1 protein-coding gene is annotated in these 1,851 nt (G+C 68.4%); it reads left to right on the plus strand.

Annotated features, from left to right (window positions below; all coding sequences use genetic code 11):
- The coding region (locus tag EN807_RS32220) for a condensation domain-containing protein (RefSeq protein WP_246684494.1) at positions 1-1,851 on the plus strand (1,851 nt) is incomplete at both ends.

Consider the following 1,851-nt stretch of genomic DNA (forward strand, 5'->3'; position numbering starts at 1 on the left):
CGAACGGCAAGCTCGACCGCAAGGCACTGCCGGCGCCGGCCGACGACGCCTATGCGCGCCGCAGCTATGAGGCGCCGCGCGGCGCGGTCGAGACGGCGCTGGCGCAGATCTGGGCGGAGCTTCTCGGTGTCGAGCGGGTCGGGCGCCACGACCACTTCTTCGAGCTCGGCGGTCACTCGCTGCTGGCCGTGCAGCTGATGGAGCGGCTGCGGCAGCTGTCGCTTGGGGTGGAGGTGCGCACCCTGTTCGCCAGGCCGGTGCTGGCCGATCTTGCCGCAAGCCTTGGCAGCCATCACGAGGTCGCGGTGCCTGCCAACCTGATCACCGAACAGAGCACGGCGATTACGCCGCAGATGCTGCCGCTCATCGAGCTGGCCCAGCCGGAGATCGACCGGATCGTCGCCACGGTGCCCGGTGGTGTCGGCAACATCCAGGACATTTATGGCCTGTCGCCGCTGCAGGACGGCATCCTGTTCCATCATCTGTTGGCGACGAAGGGGGATCCCTACCTGCTGGTGTCGCAGATGGCGTTTGCCGATCGCGGCCTGTTGGAGCGCTATCTTGGCGCGGTTCAGCAGGTGGTGGACCGGCACGACACCCTGCGCACGGCCTTTGTCTGGGCGGGGCTGTCGAGCCCGGCCCAGGTGGTGTGGCGTCGTGCGCCGCTGGAGGTGAGCGAGGTCGAGCTGGATGCCTGTGACGGTTCCGGCGCCGATGAGCTCAGGCGCCGGTTTGATCCGCTGCGGCATCGCATCGATGTTGGCCGGGCGCCCTTGTTGCAGTTTGTGATCGCGCGCGAGCCCGGCAGCACACGCTGGCTGCTGCTGGAGCTGCAGCATCATCTGATCGGCGATCACACGACGCTGGAAGTGATGCATGCCGAGGTGCGGGCCGTGCTCGAGGGACGCGGGCATGAGCTGCCAGCACCGCAGCCGTTCCGCAATCTGGTGGCGCAGGCGCGGCTGGATGTCGATGCCAAGGCGCATGAGCAGTTCTTCCGGACGATGCTGGCCGACATCGATGAGCCGACCACGCCGTTCGGCTTAAGCGAGGTCTATGGCGACGGCGGCGGCGTCGGCGAGGCGCATCGGATGCTGCCGCAGGCGCTCAATGATCGGCTGCGGGAACAGGCGAGGCGGCTTGGGGTGAGCCTGGCGAGCCTTTGCCATCTGGCCTGGGGTCAGGTGGTGGCGCGCAGCAGCGGCCGAGAGCAGGTGGTGTTCGGCACGGTGCTGTTCGGCCGCATGCAGGCGGGCGCGGGCGCCGACCGCACGATGGGCCTGTTCATCAACACCCTGCCTGTGCGGCTTGACCTGGACGGGACCGGGGTCGCGGCGAGCGTGCGGACCACGCATGCGAGGCTTTCCGAGCTGCTGGCGCACGAGCATGCCTCGCTGGCGCTGGCGCAACGCTGCAGCGGGGTTGCGGCGCCGGCGCCGCTGTTCGGCGCGCTTTTGAACTACCGTCACAATACGCCGGCGGCCATGGCCGGCTCCGGGACGGCAGATGGTCTGTCCGGCATGGAATGGCTGGGCGACGAGGAACGCACCAACTATCCGCTGACCCTGTCGGTGGAGGATTATGGCGAGGCGCTCGGCTTGACGGCGCAGGTGGCCGAGCCTGTCTCTGCGGATCGGGTCTGCGGCTACATGCAGCACGCGCTCGAGCAACTGACAGAGGCACTGGAGCATGCCCCCAACACGCCGGTGCGCGAGTTGGCCATCCTGCCGGCTGCGGAGCGTGCGTATCTGCTGGAGGAGCTGAACCGGACGGCGGCGGCCTATCCGTCGGAGCGGTGCATCCATGAACTGTTCGAGCAGCAGGTGCAAAAGGCGCCGGAGGCGGTGGCGC

This window comes from Mesorhizobium sp. M5C.F.Ca.ET.164.01.1.1 (genome assembly GCF_004792125.1).
Lineage (GTDB): Bacteria > Pseudomonadota > Alphaproteobacteria > Rhizobiales > Rhizobiaceae > Mesorhizobium > Mesorhizobium wenxiniae.